Consider the following 16020-nt stretch of genomic DNA (forward strand, 5'->3'; position numbering starts at 1 on the left):
ACCACACCCGGTCAACCCACCATGACCAGCACAAACCAAGATGAAAAACCCCCATTGGGGCGTTAGCCCCGCCACCCACGAAACCGCAGCCGATGCACCCAACTCGAGGTGCACCCACACCACCCCCGCACCCCGATACGAAGCCAAAATGCGGTCTGAGGGTGGTTGTCAAGGCATCTTTCCAGCCTTGACAACCACCCTCAGACCGTCATCACAATCAAGCTTCGGGGTGCCCCACGCAACCACCAAGGCAAGGTCGCCGCCAGGCGACGAGCCGAACCTCAAACAACCCCCTCCGGCTCCCCAACAATCACCTCATCGGCGAACCCAGCAGCCAACGCCCGCAACCCGGCATCCAAATACACCGTCAAATCAGCATCAGCCCGAGCCGACCACCGCTCATAAGCAGCCCGGCAAGTAGCCAGCACCGCCCGCCCCACCGCAAGCGGATACAGCGAATCCTCAGCCTGTCCAGTTCGCCGAGCCACAAAACTGATCACAGCCCGCTCCCAAGCGTCATAATGCCGAGTAGCACTAGCCGCCAACTCCGCCACGGTGCTGAGCAGATTCATCCGCATCCGCAACTCAGGCACATCCTCGGCCCGATAATGATTGGCCGCCAGCACCGCCCGCCGAACCGCCTCCAGCACGGGAAGATCCTCCGGAGAACCAGCGAGCAACTCCCGGATCGTCTCCACCTCGGAGTCGAACTCGTTCCACAACACGTCGGACTTGGCGTCGTAGTATCGAAAGAACGTCCGCCGGCTAACCCCAGCCACAGCCGCGATCTGATCCACCGTCGTCTCGTGAAACCCCTGCTCAGTGAACAGTCGCAGCGCGATCTCCTCCAGTTGCCGCGCACTGGTCCCCCGAGGCCGACCACGTCGAGGCCGAGCCTTGCCGACCGGATCAGCAGGCATGCCTCCCCCTCCCACGGACGCTTCTGTCACCGGGTGACAGTACTCGCCCGCCGACGCCTCGCGGCACCTGCGGCCCGCCCCGGCACCGCTAAACCCAATCCACAATGGACTGTCGAATACCCGAAGAATGCGCGATGCAACCCGCTAAGTCCGAAATAAACCGCATTCCCGATTCCGCGCCGGACCACTCGAAAGAGGGACCGGATGGACAGTGGGCAAGTCTGTTGCGACAGGTGTCAGATGTGAAGATCCTGCCGCAGCAGAAGCGAATGCAGAATCGAGGATCCGATGAGTGAAACAGCCGCTCGCCCGGCCTCGCCCGCGACCGCGGCCATCGCCGATCCCGGCCCTCTTGGCCTGGCAGGCTTCGCCGCCACCACCTTCGTCCTGAGCGCGGTCAACGCGGGCCTGATCCCCAAAGCCGTCGAGCCCGTAGTCCTGCCACTGGCCCTGTTCTACGGCGGCCTGGCCCAGCTCCTGGCCGGAATGTGGGAATTCCGCAAGAACAACACCTTCGGCGCCACGGCGTTCGGCACCTACGGTGCGTTCTGGCTGGCATTCGCCTTCTACGTCTGGCAGTTCGCGCCGAAGATCCCGCCCGCCGACGCGGCGACCGCGACCGGGATGTTCCTGTTGGTGTTCACCATCTTCACCGGCTACATGATGATCGCGTCGTTGCGCACCAACGCCGTCCTCATTGGAGTCTTCGTCCTGTTGTTCCTGACCTTCCTCTTCCTCACCATCGGCGAACTGGGCGGCGCGGAAGGCGCGGGCAAAATCGGCGGCTGGCTCGGACTGGCGACCGCGGTCGTCGCCTGGTACGGCTCGTTCGCCGTCGTCACCAACGCCACCGCGGGCCGCACGTTGCTTCCGACCGGGCCGATCGGCAAGCGCTAAGAACGCTCAGCGGGTTCGTGCAGGAACAGGATCAGGCAGCCGCCGCGGCTGAACGTCTGGTGCTCGACCTGGGCGGGATAGTCCACGAAGTCGCCGCGAGCGCGGCGAGCCGTGACCCGGCTGCCGTCCGGGAAGACCAGTTCGTCGTCGGCTTCCCCGTCCAGGAACAGAAACCGGTGCTGGGTCGGATGCGGGTGCCGCGCCGAGAACGACCCCGGCTCGAAATAGGACAGTCCGACGACGCGTTCGTCGAAAGTCTCGTCAAACGCCACGTCGAGCAGCAGCCGGAACCACAGCCCGGGACTCGATTTCTGCCAGCCGGAAGGCCCGAACACGTCCTCGGCCGGTTCCCCGAGCCGCTCGCCGCTGATGCTCAGCGCGAGACAGCCGTCCGGGCTGGACAGTGCGCCGTCAGCGGCGAGGTAAGCACCGGCGCGATGGTGCGCGAGAGTGCCTTCCAGCACCAACACCCGGTCGCCGGGATCGGGCAGCGCCGCCCCGACGCCCAGCCGGACCAGCGTGAACGAGTCGCCAGGGGACTGCAGCAGGTCTTTCGTCCAGACCCCGGATCCGGCCTCGGTCCAGCCTGCGGGAGAAAAAGTCGCGGTGTGGCTCGGCATGGCATCCCTTCGAAGCGTCACCTCGACCATGCCGACGCACGAAACCGGACGGCAACCGGATCGCCCCGATGCTGCCCGAAGGTCACTCCGGCCGGTCCTCGCCGCGCACCCATGAGTCGAGCACGATCAGGGTCCGCGTGCTGGTGATCCGGTGGCTGCGCCGCAGTTCGTCGATCGTGCTCTGCAGGTGCGCCATGTCGCGGCTGCGCAGCCACACCACCGCGTCCGGGTCGCCGGCGATGGTGAACACCGCCTGCGCCTCCGGGATCCGCGTGGTGGTCTCCACGATCTCGGACACGTTCGTGCTGCCGAAGAACCTCAGCTGCGCGAACGCCTCGATGCCCCAGCCGAGTTTCGCGTGGTCGACCTGCACGGTGAAGCCGGTGATCACGCCCTTCTCCCGGAGCCGGTCGACGCGCCGCTTCACCGCCGCGGTGGAGAGCGAGACCCGCCCGGCGATGTCCGAGAACGTGCGCCGGGCGTCCTCGCGGAGCAACGCGATGATTTCGTGGTCGGTCGCGTCCAGCAGTTCTTCGGCCATGAGCGGCATCGTACGCAACAGATCTGCCCGATCCGCCCTCTCGCGCGTCATCCTTTGCGTCCTTGCCACTACAGTGGCCGGGCACGTTGCGCCCGGGCTCAGGGGTGGGGTGAGGTGGCTCACGTCCCAACGGCGGGTGCCCGTGGGCTGATGGCGTGCGGAAGGGAAGTGCGGATGAACGCCTTCACGTTGGAAGACCGGTACGTGCGCGAAGCGGGCACTGTCTACTTGACCGGGGTGCAGGCGCTGGTGCGCGTCCTGCTCGACCGGATCCGGCTGGACCGCGAAAACGGCGCGGACTCGGCGGCCTTCGTGTCCGGGTACCAGGGCTCGCCGCTCGGCGGGTTCGACCTGGAGCTGGCGCGGCGATCCGGTTTGCTGGCCGAGCACAACATCGTGCACAAGCCGGGCGTCAACGAGGAACTCGGCGCGACCGCGGTCATGGGCAGCCAGCTGGCCGCCCGAGCAGGCACGATGCGCCCCGACGGCGTCGTCGGCATGTGGTATGGCAAGGCCCCGGGCCTGGACCGGGCCACTGACGCGCTGCGGCACGCGAACCTCGCCGGCACCGATCCGCGCGGCGGCGCGGTCGCGCTGGTCGGCGACGACCCCAATGCGAAATCCTCGACCATCCCGTGTGCGTCCGAGCACGCGCTCGCCGACCTCGCGATGCCGGTGTTCTTCCCGGCCGACGCGCAGGACGTGCTGGAGCACGGCAGGCACGCGGTCGAACTTTCCCGCGCGAGCGGGCTGTGGTCGTCGATGAAGATCGTCGCGAACGTCGCCGACTCCGGCGGCACCGCGCTGGTCGATTCGGAATGGACCGCGCCGGAAATGCCCGAGGGCGCGTACAAGCACCAGCCGAACAGCCGTCTTCTCGGGCCGGAGCTGATCACGCTCGAGCACAGCCTGCACCGCGTCCGGCTGCCGCTCGCGATGGAATACGTGCGCGCCAGCGGAATCAACCGGATCGTCCGATCCGGACCGGACGACCGGGTCGGCATCGTCACCGCCGGGAAGTCCTATTTGGACCTTCGGCAGGCGCTGCGGATGCTGGGTCTCGACGAGTCCGAACTGTCCCGCTACGGCATCCGGCTGCTGAAGCTCGGCGTCGTGTACCCGGTCGAACCGGGCATCATCAAGGAATTCGCCGAGGGCCTCGACGAAATCCTGGTGATCGAGGAGAAGCGCGCGCTGGTCGAACCGGCGATCAAGGAGATCCTCTACGGCCGCACCGGCGCGCCGCGGGTGTACGGCAAGTCCGATGAGCGCGGCCAGGTGCTGTTCACCGAACTCGGCGAGCTGGACCCGGACCGCATCGCCAGCGGTCTGGCCAAGCGCCTGCCGGACGCGGAACCTGTCGCGGCGTGGAAACAGCGGCGTCGTCGGGAGCGGATTTCGGTGCCGCTGCTGGCTCGCACGCCGTACTTCTGCTCCGGCTGCCCGCACAACTCGTCCACCAAGGTCCCGGACGGCACGCTCGTCGGCGCCGGAATCGGTTGCCACACCATGGCTTTGTTCATGGAGCCGGAGCAGGTCGGCGAGGTCGTCGGGCTGACCCAGATGGGCGGCGAGGGCGCGCAGTGGATCGGCATGGCCCCGTTCGTCGAGACGCCGCACCTGATGCAGAACATCGGCGACGGCACGTTCATGCACTCCGGCAGTCTCGCGGTGCGCGCGGCGGTCGCGGCGGGCGTCGACATCACGTACAAGCTGCTCTACAACTCCGCGGTCGCGATGACCGGCGGCCAGGACGCTGTCGGCGGGCTGTCCGTGGAGAAGGTCGCTGCGCTGCTGCTGACCGAGGGCGCGGCGAAGGTCGTCATCACCTCGGACGCGCCGCGTCGGCTGCGGAAGCGCAAGCTGCCGCGCGGGGTCGAGGTGCGTGATCGGTCGGAACTTCTTCGTACGCAAGAAGAACTGGCGGCGCATCGCGGTGTCACGGTGCTGATTCACGAGCAGGAATGCGCGGCGGAGAAGCGGCGCAAGCGGCGTCGCGGGAAGCAGGAAACGCCTGCGCGCAAGGTGTTCGTGAACGAGCGTGTCTGCGAAGGCTGCGGCGACTGTGGCGTGAAGTCGAATTGTCTTTCGGTGCAACCGGTTGAGACCGAGTTCGGCCGTAAAACCCAGATCCACCAGGCTTCGTGCAACGTCGACTACTCGTGCCTCGACGGCGACTGCCCGTCGTTCCTGACCGTCGTCCCGACCGGCGAGGTCAAGCGTCGGCATCTGGCCCCGATCAGCGCGGACGTCCTGCCGGAGCCGGAGAAGACCCTGTCTGACGTCGCTGTGCGGATCACCGGCATCGGCGGCACCGGCGTGGTCACCGTGGCGCAAATCCTTGGTGTCGCTGGGGTTCTCGACGGCAAGCAGGTGCGCACCCTCGACCAGACCGGCCTCGCGCAGAAGGGCGGCGCGGTCGTCTCGGACGTGAAGATCTCCACCGGCGCCGTTGAGCAGGCTCCGAAACTCGCCAACGGCGAGTGCGACCTCTACCTCGCGTGTGACGCGCTGGTCGCCGCCGACCCGGCGTACCTCGGCGTGGCCGACGCCGGGCGGACGGTCGCCGTCGTGTCCACTTCGGAGGTTCCGACCGGACGAATGGTGGTGGACAAGGAAGTTTCGTACCCGGACCAGTCGAGCATCCGCGGCGCGCTCGGCGACGCGACCGCCGCCGGGCACTACCTCGACGCGCGCGGTCTCGCGGAGCAGATCTTCGGCGACGACCAGTTCGCCAACATCCTGCAGCTCGGCGCGGCCTACCAGACCGGCTCGCTGGCGGTAACCGCGGAAAGCCTGGAACAGGCCATCAAGATCAACGGGACCGCGGTGGAGACGAACCTGCAGGCGTTCCGGCGCGGCAGGCAGCTGGTCGCCGACCCGGACGCGCTCGACGCGGAACTCTCGCCGTCGTCGTCGGAGGCCCCGGCCGCAGTGGACGCGGAAGCGGTCCGCCGGGTGCGCGAGCTGGTGCGGGCCGACGGCGAACTCGCCCGGGTGCTCGATCTGCGTATTCCGGACCTCATCGCCTACCAGGACGAGCGGTACGCGCGGCAGTATGCGGAGTTCGTCGAGCGGATCCGCACGCGCGCCAGCGCTTCGGTGACCGAGGCAGTCGCGCGGAACCTCTACAAGCTCATGGCCTACAAGGACGAGTACGAGGTGGCGCGGCTGTCGCTGGACCCGCAGCTGACCGCGGAAATCGAAGCCCAGTTCGGCGTCGGCACGCGATTCGCGCACCGGCTGCACCCGCCGGTGCTGCGCGCGCTGGGCATGAACCGCAAGATCAGCCTCGGCGGCCGCAGCGTCCGGCCCGCGTTCGCGGCGCTGAAGGCGATGCGCAAGCTTCGCGGGACGAAGCTGGACCCGTTCGGCCGCGCGGAGGTCCGCCGGGTCGAGCGGGCGCTGATCGGGGAGTACCGGCAGGCGCTGACGCGCGCCCTCGAGGTCGCCGACCGCGGCGACGCCAGGCTGGTCGAACTCGCCGCGCTGCCGGACTCGGTGCGCGGGTACGAGGAGATCAAGCTGGCCAACGTGGCGGCCTACCGGAGGCGGCAGGAGGAGCTGCTGAAGGAACTGGAGATGCCTGACTCGGTGCGGGTCGCGACTGCTTGAGGTGAGCCCGGGCTGCTGCGGGGCGGGTTTGTTCCGCAGCAGCTTTGGGGGAGGTTGGGCCGCTGGGTTCGGTGCGGGTCGCGACTGCCTGAGGGGACCAGGAGCCCGCCGCGGGGACGGGGTGGTGTCGCCGCGGCGGTGGTTGCTTCGGTTCGGCGACTGTGTCGGGTTCGGGCGAGCCTCCGCCGGAATCAGCGCGGGGCGCTCCTGACTGAGGCTCCGGCCGCTTAGGCCTGCCGTCCGGTTGCACCACCGGAGAGAGCTTTGCCGCACGCCCAGCGGCGGATTCCGCGAAGAACTCCACCGATCGAAGCGAGATCAACCCCGCGAAACCCCATTCAACGCGCATTCCGCGCTCCCGTTCCGTGCGATGTCGAAAAACGGCGAGAACACGAGCGAACCCGCTCTCCCCGCCGTTTCGGCCGCCCCGTCGAGCCCGGCCCTGCCTGAAAAGCCTTGTAGGTGTCACACCAATGGGTGGTCCTGGCGAACCTCTCCGGGCGACCCGCGTCCGTCCCCCGATCGGTGGGGTGGGCGGCGCTCGGCGGGGTGCTCCGCGGGCAGGCCTGTGACCAGTGCAGACGCGCCGAATCCCCTAATGCCCCTAATCGGGGGATCGATAAAGTCCCTAGTGGGTGCCCCGGCTAACCCGGGTGACCCCCCGATGGCGGGCAATCGGCGGAGTCCTATGTTCGGAAAAGGAGCCGGCTCTGGGGCCGGCTCGTCCGTTTCTCGGACACCCCACCCCGATCCGTTGTCACCACAGGAGAATACGAACTATGGGCCCGGTGCAGACGCTGCACGAATTCGCGCTGAACCTGCTGAACGACCCGCAGTCGATGGCGGACTACAAAGCTGACCCGCAAGGCGTGCTGAACGGCGCCGGTCTCAGCGAGCTGAACCCGTCGGACGTGCAGGACATCATGCCGCTGGTCATGGACAGCGCCCCGCTGCCCGCCGCTCCCGCCGTCCCGGCCGTTCCCGCGGTGCCGGGCGTCCCGGCTGCCCCGAGCATCCCGGCCGTGCCGGGCGTGCCCGCCGCGCCGAGCGTTCCGTCGGCTGACCTGGCCGGCGCCTTCGACAAGGCCGACGCCGCCGCCGAGCCGGTCGCGCACCAGGTCGGCGACGGCCTCGGCGGCCTGGCCGGCGCGCTGCCGAACCTCAGCCCGGTCTTCGAGGGCGTCAGCAACGTCGCCGACGCGACCGGCCTGAACACCGTCACCCACGGCACCCTGGGCGCGGTCTCCGGCGTGCTGGACCACGTCGCCGGCGCGACGCACCCGATCCCGGTCGTCGGCCCGATCCTCGACGCCGCCGCGATCGACACCCAGAACACCGTCAACGCGGTGGGCGAGCACGTCTTCGACGGCAAGCTCGTCGGCTCCGCGGTCGACGCCACCACCAACCACCTCGGCGACGCGCTGACGTGGAAGGCCGTGGTCTCCGAGACCGCGAAGATCCCCGGCGTCGGCGGCCCGGTCAGCGGCGTCGTCGAGGACGTCCGCCAGGGCGGCTCGCACCTGCTGGGCACCGTCAACGAGGCGATCGGCTCGACCCCGGTGGGCGAGCACGGCGACCTCCGCGCCGACCTGACCAACGCCACCGGCGACCTGACCTCGGCCGGCGACCTGTCCGGCACGCTGGACCACGCCGCGGGCGCGGTTCCGGGCCTCCCGGCGGTCCCGGGCGTTCCGGCGGTGCCGGGCGCGGGCGAGCTGCCGCAGGTGCCGGGCGTCGGCGCGCTGCCGCAGGTCCCGGGTGTCGGCGCGCTGCCGCAGGCCCCGTCGGTCCCGGGCGTCGGCGAGCTGCCGCACGCTCCGGAGCTGCCGTCGCTCCCGGCCGCCCCGAACGCGGGTTCGCTGACCCACGCCATCGAGGGTGCGACCGCGCACGCGCCGGCCGTCAACGCGGCCGCGCAGCACGTCACGAGCACGGTCCAGGACGCCGTCGAGACCGGCACCCAGCACGCGACGACCGGCGAGCTGCCGGACGCCGCGCACGCCGCGCCGCTCAACGAGGTCCAGAACCACCTGCACGACGTCGCGGGCGGCCTCGAGTCGCACGCGAGCAACGTGCACCTGGACAGCCTGCACCTGGGTCACTGATCCTGGCGTAGCAAGGGCTTTCCCGCCGCGGGCCTGGACCGGTTACGGTCTGGGCCCGCGGTGTTTTTGTGCCGGGCGGCAAGGACCGCGATGGCTGGCCGTCGGGCGAGAGCGGTCCGCACGACGTCGCGTGCTGGGCGGCCGGTGTGCTTTGCGTCGTGCAGCGAGGGCAGAATCACTGGTGCACCAAGGGTTGTTCGGCGATCTTCTCGGTGTCCGGCAGTAAGGACAACAGCGGCTGGCCGTCGAGGAAGAGACCGCCGGTCGGGCCGTCGGGCGGGAGCGTCGCGGCCCACACCACGCCGCGGGCGCTTTCGAGTGCGGGGCGGGCAGTGTCCTCGCCGCCGCGTTCGGGATGGGTGGCCGTTTCTCCCGGATCGACGGCGTTGACGAGGATCGGGGTGTCGCGCAGCGCCGAGGCGAGCACGCCGGTCAGGGTGTTCAGCGCGTGCTTGGCGAAGGAATGCGCCGGGGCGCGCAGGCTCGCGCCGAGGTTGAGTCCGGTGGAAATCTGCAGCGCGGAAACGCTGGAAACATTGACGATCCGCGCCGCCGGTGCGGCTTTCAGCAGCGGCAGCAGCAACTGCGTCAGCTGCCACGGGCCGAGGACGTCAATGTCCAATGCGGACTGGACGGCGGCCAGGTCGGCGTCGAGCGCGGACAGCGTGGCGAAATCGACGACGTCGCTGGCGTTGTTGACCAGCACGTCGAGGTGGCCGAAGGAGGCGGCGACGTAGTCGGCGGCGGCGGTCATGGTGGCGAGATCGGCGAGGTCGAGCCGCACCGCGGTGGCGTTCGGGAGGCGCGCGGCGAGGGATTCGGCTCGGGACAGGTCGCGAGCGGTGAGGATGACGTGATAGTCCTGTTCGGACAGCAGCCGGGCGATGGCGGATCCGAGTCCGGCGGCGCGGCTGGTTCCGGTGATCAGGGCGGTTTTAGGCACTGCGATACTCATTTCACGGGTTATTGGGCGGAATGCTTCGGAAGGAATCCGACGAGGGCCAGCGCCACGAGGTACAGGCCGGCGCAGATGCCAAAAACCAGTTCCGCGGCAGGGATCCAGGACGGCGCGGCGGACGGTCCGACGCGGGCGAAAAACACCGTTCCGAGCGCGGCGACACCGATGGCTCCGGCGAATTGCTGGGCGGCGTTGAGCATTCCGGAACCACTGCCGACTTCTTCGGGCGTCGCGTCGCCGAGGATGAAATCGAAGAGCGGAATGAACAGCAATCCGGAACCGGCACCGGTGACGAACAGCGCGGGGGCGAGCTGCCAGATGGTGATGGCGGCGCCCCAGTGCGCGATCGACCACCACAGGACGAGCAGGCCGGCGACGGCGATGGCGAGTCCTAAGTGGAGCGAAGCACGGCCGAGTTTCGCGGCGAGTACGGCACCGGACAACAGGGTCGCGATCGCGGTGCCGGCGGCCCAGGGGAGCAGGGCGAATCCGGACTGCAGCGGCGTCCAGCCGAGACCGGACTGCAGCAGCAGGTTCACGACCAGCACGAATCCGCTGAGCGAGGCGTAAAACCCGCCGGTGATCAACAGGCCGAACACGAAGCCGCGCTTGGAAAACAGCGACGGCGCGATGACCGGGTGGCTGCTGCGGCGTTCGGACCTGGCGAACAGCACGAAGGCGACGACACCGGCGGCCATCAGCACATACGTCCACACGGGCCAGCCGAGCTCGCGGCCTTGGATGAGCGGCACGATGAGCAGCGCTGACGCGGCGGTGAGCAGGCCGACGCCGCGCAGGTCGAGGCGGGCGCCGCGGTCTTCGCCGCTGTGTCGCGGCAGCACGCGCAGGGCGAGCAGTCCGGCGAGGATGCCGAACGGGACGTTGATCAGGAAGATCGAGCGCCATTCGCTGCCGAAGAGGTTCAGGTGCAGCAGCCAGCCGGCGAGAATCGGGCCGGCGACGGTGGCCAGGCCCATGATCGGGCCGAACGGCATCAGGGCTTTGCGCAGCTGATCGGGCGGGAAGACGACCTTCACCAGCGCGATGCCCTGCGGGATCATCGCCGCGCCGAACAGGCCCTGGAACACGCGGGCCCCGATCAGGAACCCGGGGCTGGGCGCGAGGCCGCAGGCCAGCGACGCGAGGGTGAAGCCGGTCATGCCGAACAGGAACAGCCTGCGGCGGCCGAGCAGGTCGCCGAGGCGGCCGGACGTCACGAGGCCGAGCGCGAACGCGGCGGTGTAGGCCGACAGGACCCACTGCAGGGTCACCGGCCCGCCGCCGAGGTCGGAGCGGATCGAGGGGCCGGCGAGGGCGGCGACGCTGGTGTCGATGAGGTCCATCAGGTCGGCGATCACCACGACGACCAGCACCAGCCACGCCTTGGCCAGCGGAAGCGGCTCGGCGCGCGGGGACGAACTAAGTTCAGTAGTCACGAACTAAGTTCTAGATGACGAACTAAGTTCGTGTCAAGCTATAGTGGCGGACATGCCCGCTGATCCCCGAGAGCGTCGTGCCGCCCGGCACGTGTCCACCGGCTCCGAAATCGCGCCGAAACCGCGGAAAGAACCCATCACGGTCGACCGGATCACCGACGCCGCGCTGCAGGTCGTCGCCACCGAGGGGTATGACGCGCTGACCGTCCGCCGGGTCACTGCGGTGCTCGGCACCGGGCCGTCGTCGCTGTACGCGCACATCGTCAACAAAGAGGATCTCGACGATCTGCTCATCGGCAGGCTCTGCGCTCAGGTCGAACTGCCCGAACCGGACCCGGCGACCTGGCGGCAGCAGGTTCTGGAGGTCTACGGGCAGATCCGCGACCTGTACCTGAAGTACCCCGGGGTGTCCCGCGCCGCGCTCGCGATGGTTCCGACGCACCTCGAAACGCTGCGGATCAGCGAAGGGATCCTGGCGATTCTGCTGGCCGGCGGCGTCGAACCGCAGACTGCCGCGTGGGCGCTGGATTCGTTGACGCTCTACGTGACCGCGTACGCCTGGGAGGTTTCACTGGTCCGGCAACGGCAGCAGCACGGCGGCGAGTGGGTGCTCAGCCGGGAGGAGCTGGTCGAGCGGTTCGCCGGGCTGCCGGAGGAGAAGTTCCCGCGCACCCGCCAATACGCGGCGGAGCTGACATCCGGCGCCGGGCATGACCGGTTCGACTTCATGGTCAACCTGATCACGCGGAACCTGGCCGGCGAGGCTTCGGGATAGCGAAAGATCCGTGAGGGGAACCCTGACGGAATCAGAGTCCCTCAGGGTTCCCCTCACGGACGTCTTGTCAAAGGGCTACGGCCAGGCCGCGTATGGCGTTCGGTTAGCGGGGTTCTGGGATTGCCGGATCGCAGCAGCCGGTCATGCGCGGCAGTTCGCGGTTGACCTCGGCGAGTTCGGCGGCGACCGCGTGGCACGGTTCGCAGACGGCCAAGTGTCCGGCGAGGACTCCGGCCCGGCGGGCGGGCAGGGTGCCGCGCAGCCATGCGCCCATCCGGCGGCGGACTTCTTGGCACTGCGGCAATTTCGCGTCCGGCACCTGGACTTGCAGGTACGCCTGCCGCAGTCCTTCGCGGGCTCGGCGGGCGAGCACGGCGACGCCGTTCGGCGAAACGCCGAGCACCGGGGCGAGTTCCGCCGGAGTGTCGCCCTCGGCGGACATGCGCCACAACACTGTCCGCCAGCGGCCGGGCAGGGTTCGGTAGGCCGACCACACCAGTCGGTCTTCCGAGCGCATCACGGCGAGTTCGTCAGCGCCGCCGTCGAGAGTTACGGGTTCCGGAACAGTCGCATAGAGATCGATGCGATTTTCGTGGCGACTCCACCGGGCGAACAGGTTTCGCATAGTGGCCACGAGATACGCGGGCGCGTTGGATTCCGGGCCGCCGCCTGCCGCGACCGTGCTGAGCACGCGGGCGAAGGCTTCGGCGACCAGGTCGTCGCGTTCGGCCTGCTGGCGCACCAAACCGGCGGCGACGCGGCGCATCAGCGTGACGTGCCGCCGGAACAATTCGCCGCCTGCCTGGCAATCCCCGGCGCGTACGGCGGCGAGAAGTTCGGCGTCGCTGCGCTCGTCCTCTCGCGCATCGGTGACCAGAGTGCTGCCCAGCGTCGTCTCCACCGTGCACCTCCCACCGGACTGGCCCACACCTCGTCACGCGGGACTACTGAAAGTAACTGGTACAGCAGTGTACTCCATATGGCGGCGGGGATCGGGCAGTCGGCCGCGCGATTCGGGTTCGGCCGCCGCTGTCAGCCATCCGGGGAAGTCTTGGCTGCTCAAGGGGATTTCGTTCGGCCGCCGACTGTCCGAAGTGGACTATTGACGCGGGGTCAGGAAAACTTTCCGGCCAATTCGGTGAAATAGGGCGTCATCGCCGGGTGGTAATCGGCGAAGTGGGGCCTCGGCGTGCCGTCGAAGGCGGCGGCGAACATGTCGAGGTAGTACTCCCAGCCGGGGCCTGCTTCCGGGATCTTGTCCGCCGAGTCCAGGTGGTGCACCAGCTGCAGTTCCGTTGCCGCGCCTCGGGACTCGAGCCGCAGCTCCATCCGCCACGCGCCGGATTCGTCGGTTGACGAAACAGCCAAGCGGTGCGGCGGCTCGCAGGCGTCGATCCGAAGATCCATCCAGGGCTCCTCTTCCTCGAACACCATCTGGACCTGGATCATCCGACCGGGTGTCCCGTCGCCCTTCCAGGGGCCGAACCAGCGCGCGGTGCGTTCGGGCTCGGTGATCGCGGCCCACACGTCGTCGATCGGCGCGCGGAAAGTGCGCGGCAGGACCAGGTCGATGCTGTCGGCGAGGCGGTGCGCTCTGGCGGTGGGCACGGGTTTCATGCGGTGTTTTCCTCTCCGGAAGCGGTATCCCTGCGGCGTTCGCGACGGGTGCGGTGGACCTCGGTCTCCAGTGCGTCGAGCCGCTGCTGCCACGCCGGCGGCGCGACAAGCTGGGTGAGCCAGGCGGTGAGTTCGGCGAATCCCCGCGGGTCGAGCGCGTAAAACCGTTGCCTGCCCACGAGTTCGTCGCGCACCAGCCCGCTTTCGCGGAGCACGCGCAGATGCCGCGACACCGCGGGCCGGCTGATGTCGAAGCGCGCGGCGATCTCCCCGGCGGGCAGCCGCTGCTGCCGCAGGAGCGTCAGAATGTCCCGCCGCACCGGGTCGGCGATCGCGTTGGCGACCAGATCCACGAGCAGAAGCGTAACCCGGCGGTTACGCTTTCGGCAAGCACGTCACGGCCAGGTCGACGCACCGCCGCGGCGTTTCCGGACCGCTTTCCCCGCGCCGGGCGGGAAACCGTGCTTGGCGAGCCGGACCTCGGCGAGTTCGTCGGCGCTGGTGACGGTGAGGAACAGGCTCAGCAGCAGGCTGATCAGCAGCGCGGCGATGATCATTCCGGCGGGCATCGGCGTGACCAGGCTGAGCACGACGTAGCCCGCGATCAGCCAGGGAAGCGCCTCGACGAAGATCCGGAACGCGAAGCGCAGCACCCAGGTTTTCGCGGTCGCGTCGTGCAGCACCCACTCGCGGTACTCGTCGGGGAGTACCCCGCCGTACACGTAGTGCAGCCAGCGCACCGGGCCGGGACGCTTCATGCCCGCCGGGTACCCCGTGCTCAGGCGGTATACGCCCCGAGCTTGGCCGGGTTCATCAGCCAGAACAGCCGGTCGATGCCCTCGGCCGACGCGGACACGGTGAGCACCGCGATCACCGCCCCGCTGTGGCTCACCACCGCCGCGGGCTGGCCGTTGACGTCGCTCCAGCCCACCTCGGTGCCGGGCCAGAAGCGGCCGGCGAACGCGCGGACGTACTTCGCCACCGTGACCGCGCCGACCACTGGAATCCGCGTCGCGCGGACCGCGCCGCCGCCGTCGGAGTAGCTGACGACGTCCTCGGCGAGCAATTTCTCCAGCGTCGCGAGGTCGCCGGTGCGCGCGGCGTCCACGAACGCGGTGAGCAACCGCCGCTGTTCCGACGGTTCGACAGGCGTCCGGCGTTCCGCGGCGAGGTGTTTGCGCGCACGGCTGACCAACTGGCGCGCGCTCACCTCGGTGGTCTGCACGATGTCGGCGATCTGCTGGTACGGGTAGTCAAACGCCTCGCGCAGCACGTACGCGGCGCGTTCCGTCGGCGGCAGCTTCTCCAGCAGGAACAACACGGCGACCTCGAGCGCTGCGCCCCGCTCGGCGCCGAGCGCCGGGTCGGCGGAGGTGTCGATCGGCTCGGGAAGCCAGGGACCGACGTAGGTTTCGTGCCGCACGCGTGCGGTCTGGCTCGCGGTGATGGCCAGCCGGGTCGTGGTGGTGGCGAGGAACGCGCCCGGGTTGCGGACGGCCGAGCGGTCGCAGGTCTGCCAGCGCAGCCAGACGTCCTGCAGGAGGTCTTCGGCGTCGGCGACGCTGCCGAGCATCCGGTAGGCGATTCCGAACAGCCGCGGCCGGACCTGCGCGAACACCGAGGCGGCCTCGGCGAGTTCCTCCATCTGCGGCGTGTTCCTTCCTCCTCCGGCGGGCATTCGCGAGCTTAGCGGGCAGGGGTGTCACAAATCGGCGCGCTGTCCGGTCCTGACTGGCGACGCTCGCGGCGGCCGTCGCGGCGGAAACGGAGGGAACGAGCATGAAGATCGTCGTGATCGGCGGGACCGGGCGGATCGGTTCGCAGGTCGTGCACCTGCTTGAGGGGCACGAGGTCGTGGCGGCCGCGCCGAGCACCGGCGTGAACACGCTGACCGGCGAAGGGCTGTCCGGCGTGCTGCGGGGCGCTGACGTGCTGGTGGACGTGTCGAATTCACCGTCGTTCGCGGACGACGACGTCATGGAGTTCTTCCAGCGCTCGACCGGGAATCTGGTGCGGGCCGCGCGCGAGGCCGGGGTCGGGCACTTCGTGGCGCTGTCCGTCGTGGGCGCGGACGAGCTGCCGGATTCCGGTTACCTGCGGGCGAAGGCCGCGCAGGAGAAGCTGATCGAGGACAGCGGGCTGAACTACACGATCGTGCGCGCGACGCAGTTCCTGGAGTTCGCGGTCGCGATCGCGGACACCTCGACGGTCGACGGCGTGGTCCGGCTTTCCGACGGCGGCGCGCAGCCGATCGCCGCGGAGGACGTCGCGGTGGCGGTCGCGCGGGCGGCGGGCGAGCCGGCGGTCGGCGGGATCGTCGAGATCGGCGGTCCGGACGTGCTGCCGATGGACGAGTGGATCCGGCGGGTGCTGACCGCGCGGAAGGACCCGCGCGAGGTGGTGACCGACCCGGACGCGAAGTACTTCGGGACGGTGCTGGGCAAGGACAGCCTGGTTCCGGCGGAAGGTGCGTGGCGGGGCAAGGTCGGGCTCGCGGAGTGGCTGGGCCGGTGAAGGTCGTGAGTGGCGGGGGGGG

The 16020-nt window shown here is 69.2% G+C and carries 15 protein-coding genes; 5 read left to right on the forward strand and 10 right to left on the reverse strand.

Going from position 1 to position 16020, the window contains the following annotated elements:
• Positions 1-281: 281 nt before the first annotated feature.
• The gene (gene mftR, locus ABD156_RS39310; RefSeq protein ID WP_344286117.1) at positions 282-920 is read right to left on the reverse strand and encodes a mycofactocin system transcriptional regulator; all 639 of its coding nucleotides are present in this window, start codon (positions 918-920) and stop codon (positions 282-284) included.
• Positions 921-1208: 288 nt separating this feature from the next.
• Between mftR and ABD156_RS39315 the strand changes: the two genes are divergently transcribed.
• Positions 1209-1817 carry an acetate uptake transporter gene (locus ABD156_RS39315; RefSeq protein ID WP_344286118.1) on the forward strand — a complete coding sequence of 203 codons (609 nt, stop codon included), beginning with the start codon at positions 1209-1211 and terminating at the stop codon, positions 1815-1817.
• Here the strand turns inward: ABD156_RS39315 and ABD156_RS39320 are convergent.
• On the reverse strand, positions 1814-2437 hold the full coding sequence (locus ABD156_RS39320; RefSeq protein WP_344286119.1) for a cupin domain-containing protein: 624 nt from the start codon (positions 2435-2437) through the stop codon (positions 1814-1816). The two genes, ABD156_RS39315 and ABD156_RS39320, sit on opposite strands and share 4 nt — an antisense overlap.
• Positions 2438-2519: 82 nt before the next feature.
• On the reverse strand, positions 2520-2978 hold the full coding sequence (locus tag ABD156_RS39325; RefSeq protein WP_344286120.1) for an Lrp/AsnC family transcriptional regulator: 459 nt from the start codon (positions 2976-2978) through the stop codon (positions 2520-2522).
• 174 nt (positions 2979-3152) lie between these two features.
• Between ABD156_RS39325 and ABD156_RS39330 the strand changes: the two genes are divergently transcribed.
• On the forward strand, positions 3153-6593 hold the full coding sequence (locus ABD156_RS39330; protein WP_344286121.1) for an indolepyruvate ferredoxin oxidoreductase family protein: 3441 nt from the start codon (positions 3153-3155) through the stop codon (positions 6591-6593).
• Positions 6594-7372: 779 nt separating this feature from the next.
• Positions 7373-8698: an IniB N-terminal domain-containing protein gene (locus tag ABD156_RS39335; RefSeq protein ID WP_344286122.1), complete on the forward strand. Its 1326-nt coding sequence runs from the start codon at positions 7373-7375 to the stop codon at positions 8696-8698.
• A gap of 175 nt (positions 8699-8873) precedes the next feature.
• Here the strand turns inward: ABD156_RS39335 and ABD156_RS39340 are convergent, their stop codons facing one another.
• Entirely contained in the window at positions 8874-9641 is a 768-nt protein-coding gene (locus ABD156_RS39340) for an SDR family NAD(P)-dependent oxidoreductase (protein WP_344286123.1), read from the reverse strand.
• 20 nt (positions 9642-9661) lie between these two features.
• Complete coding sequence (locus tag ABD156_RS39345; protein WP_344286124.1) at positions 9662-11092, reverse strand: MFS transporter; 1431 nt, start codon at positions 11090-11092, stop codon at positions 9662-9664.
• A gap of 52 nt (positions 11093-11144) precedes the next feature.
• Between ABD156_RS39345 and ABD156_RS39350 the strand changes: the two genes are divergently transcribed.
• Entirely contained in the window at positions 11145-11867 is a 723-nt protein-coding gene (locus ABD156_RS39350) for a TetR/AcrR family transcriptional regulator (RefSeq protein ID WP_344286125.1), read from the forward strand.
• Between the two features lie 103 nt (positions 11868-11970).
• Here ABD156_RS39350 and ABD156_RS39355 read toward each other — a convergent pair whose 3' ends face one another.
• The 5 genes from ABD156_RS39355 to ABD156_RS39375 form a co-directional block, all read right to left on the reverse strand.
• Complete coding sequence (locus tag ABD156_RS39355) at positions 11971-12768, reverse strand: sigma-70 family RNA polymerase sigma factor (RefSeq protein ID WP_344286126.1); 798 nt, start codon at positions 12766-12768, stop codon at positions 11971-11973.
• Between the two features lie 212 nt (positions 12769-12980).
• The gene (locus ABD156_RS39360) at positions 12981-13484 is read right to left on the reverse strand and encodes an SRPBCC family protein (RefSeq protein WP_344286127.1); all 504 of its coding nucleotides are present in this window, start codon (positions 13482-13484) and stop codon (positions 12981-12983) included.
• A complete protein-coding gene (locus ABD156_RS39365; RefSeq protein ID WP_344286128.1) occupies positions 13481-13837 on the reverse strand; it encodes a metalloregulator ArsR/SmtB family transcription factor in 357 nt (118 codons plus the stop codon). Before ABD156_RS39365 ends, ABD156_RS39360 begins: the two co-directional genes overlap by 4 nt.
• A 42-nt stretch (positions 13838-13879) precedes the next feature.
• Entirely contained in the window at positions 13880-14242 is a 363-nt protein-coding gene (locus ABD156_RS39370; protein ID WP_344286129.1) for a DUF5313 family protein, read from the reverse strand.
• A gap of 20 nt (positions 14243-14262) precedes the next feature.
• The gene (locus tag ABD156_RS39375; protein ID WP_344286130.1) at positions 14263-15129 is read right to left on the reverse strand and encodes an RNA polymerase sigma-70 factor; all 867 of its coding nucleotides are present in this window, start codon (positions 15127-15129) and stop codon (positions 14263-14265) included.
• Positions 15130-15263: 134 nt separating this feature from the next.
• Here ABD156_RS39375 and ABD156_RS39380 point away from each other — a divergent pair, with 134 nt between their 5' ends.
• Positions 15264-15998: an SDR family oxidoreductase gene (locus tag ABD156_RS39380; RefSeq protein ID WP_344286131.1), complete on the forward strand. Its 735-nt coding sequence runs from the start codon at positions 15264-15266 to the stop codon at positions 15996-15998.
• The last annotated feature ends 22 nt before the right edge of the window (positions 15999-16020 follow it).

Origin of the sequence: Amycolatopsis albidoflavus (genome assembly GCF_039525725.1) — a bacterium.
In the GTDB taxonomy this organism is placed as follows: domain Bacteria; phylum Actinomycetota; class Actinomycetes; order Mycobacteriales; family Pseudonocardiaceae; genus Amycolatopsis; species Amycolatopsis albidoflava.

Coding starts and splice junctions, on each gene's coding strand:
- ABD156_RS39350 (WP_344286125.1), top strand. CDS start 11,145: ATGCCCGCTGATCCCCGAGAGCGTCGTGCCGCCCGGCACGTGTCCACC.
- ABD156_RS39375 (WP_344286130.1), bottom strand. CDS start 15,129: ATGGAGGAACTCGCCGAGGCCGCCTCGGTGTTCGCGCAGGTCCGGCCG.
- ABD156_RS39320 (WP_344286119.1), bottom strand. CDS start 2,437: ATGCCGAGCCACACCGCGACTTTTTCTCCCGCAGGCTGGACCGAGGCC.
- ABD156_RS39330 (WP_344286121.1), top strand. CDS start 3,153: ATGAACGCCTTCACGTTGGAAGACCGGTACGTGCGCGAAGCGGGCACT.
- mftR (WP_344286117.1), bottom strand. CDS start 920: ATGCCTGCTGATCCGGTCGGCAAGGCTCGGCCTCGACGTGGTCGGCCT.
- ABD156_RS39315 (WP_344286118.1), top strand. CDS start 1,209: ATGAGTGAAACAGCCGCTCGCCCGGCCTCGCCCGCGACCGCGGCCATC.
- ABD156_RS39370 (WP_344286129.1), bottom strand. CDS start 14,242: ATGAAGCGTCCCGGCCCGGTGCGCTGGCTGCACTACGTGTACGGCGGG.
- ABD156_RS39335 (WP_344286122.1), top strand. CDS start 7,373: ATGGGCCCGGTGCAGACGCTGCACGAATTCGCGCTGAACCTGCTGAAC.
- ABD156_RS39360 (WP_344286127.1), bottom strand. CDS start 13,484: ATGAAACCCGTGCCCACCGCCAGAGCGCACCGCCTCGCCGACAGCATC.
- ABD156_RS39380 (WP_344286131.1), top strand. CDS start 15,264: ATGAAGATCGTCGTGATCGGCGGGACCGGGCGGATCGGTTCGCAGGTC.
- ABD156_RS39325 (WP_344286120.1), bottom strand. CDS start 2,978: ATGGCCGAAGAACTGCTGGACGCGACCGACCACGAAATCATCGCGTTG.